The following is a 1,497-nucleotide window of genomic DNA, read 5'->3' on the forward strand; positions in this document are numbered from 1 at the left end:
ATATAGTCATTCGTACCCTGAGAATTACACTTTGAAGTGATTCAGGGTATGCGCTTACTGGTTACGAATATTGAGCGAGAATCATGTGATGATCGCCGCTTTTCTTTCGAGCCAGTAGGTGCTCCACGTTCGCTAACGAATACTCAGGGCATGCAGATAAACTGCTGGCTATATTTCTTTCGAAGAGCGTGGAATGCATACCAATCCCCGATAAAAAGGAGTTGGTGATGACTGTGACTAATCAATTTGCTGCGCACGTTGGTCTGGACTGGGCTGATAAAAAACACGATGTCTGTGTTCAGTTTAAAAACGGTGAACGCGTATTCGATGTGATTGAACATACAGCAGAAGCGCTTGATGCCTGGCTTACTGAGTTACACCAGAAAGTAAAAGGTAGAATCGCAATAGCTCTCGAACTGAAGAAGGGCCCCGTGGTATATGCTCTTCAAAAATACCCCTTTATCACCGTTTTCCCCGTCCACGCATTGTCCCTGGCTCGTTATCGGCAAGCCTTCTCGCCCAGCGGCGCTAAAGATGATCCGCAGGATGCCGAGCTGGCATTAGAGTTAATGCTGCGTTACCCCCAGAAGATAAAAGCTATTGAACCCGACAATGCGGATATTCGCTTACTTCAGCAACTGGTTGAGCAACGTCGTCAGTTGGTTGAAGATAAACGACGCTTTGTGAACCGGATAATCAACACGCTTAAACAGTATTATCCTCAGCCACTGGAGTGGTTCTCACATCGGGGTAGCTTACTGTTGTGTGAGCTGATTATCCGGTGGCCCAGTCTGCAACAACTGAAACGAGCCAGACGCGACACGATCCGCAACTTTCTGAATGCCAAAGGTGGTCGCGCTATGGCCCTTACCGAGCAACGTGTTGCGAGTATTGATAATGCGATCCCATTGACTACAGACCCGAGTGTTATAGAGGCTAATGCTTTGATGGCAGCAGCACTGGCGACACAAATTAAAGTCGTGAGTGAAATCATCAAAACCTATGACGAACGAATCGAAACGCTGTTTGACACATTGCCAGATGCGGGGCTGTTCAAATCACTTCCGGGCATGGGACCGTGCATGGGCCCACGGATGCTTGCTGCACTTGGTGATAACCGTGACCGGTTTAACAGCGCTGAAGAAATTCAAAACTACGCAGGTATAGCACCGGTGACCGAACGAAGCGGCCAAAAATCCTGGGTTCACTGGCGATGGCAATGTGCCAAGTTCGTCAGGCAGACCTTTGTTGAATGGGCTGCCAAGACGGTTAATTCATCATACTGGGCCAAACTGTATTATCAGGGCCTCAGAGAAAAGGGCAAATCTCATCAGTCTGCGATCCGGGCACTGGCGTTCAAATGGATAAGGATCATTTACCGCTGCTGGAAGGCCAGAACCTGTTATGACGAAGCGAAATATTTGCTGGCTCTCGAAGCGAGACACTCGCCCTTACTGAAGCCATAAAAAGCTTGTCGAATGTCTCAGGGCGTGAAGC

General features: G+C 48.6%; 1 protein-coding gene. It reads left to right on the forward strand.

Annotation, left to right across the window (positions count from 1 at the left end; genetic code table 11):
* Positions 1-227 precede the first annotated feature (227 nt).
* Entirely contained in the window at positions 228-1,466 is a 1,239-nt protein-coding gene (locus tag QQZ17_RS18140) for an IS110-like element ISEsa2 family transposase (RefSeq protein ID WP_000219087.1), read from the forward strand.
* Positions 1,467-1,497: the final 31 nt, after the last annotated feature.

This window comes from Citrobacter sp. T1.2D-1 (assembly GCF_950098555.1).
GTDB classification, from domain to species: Bacteria; Pseudomonadota; Gammaproteobacteria; order Enterobacterales; family Enterobacteriaceae; genus Citrobacter_A; species Citrobacter_A telavivensis.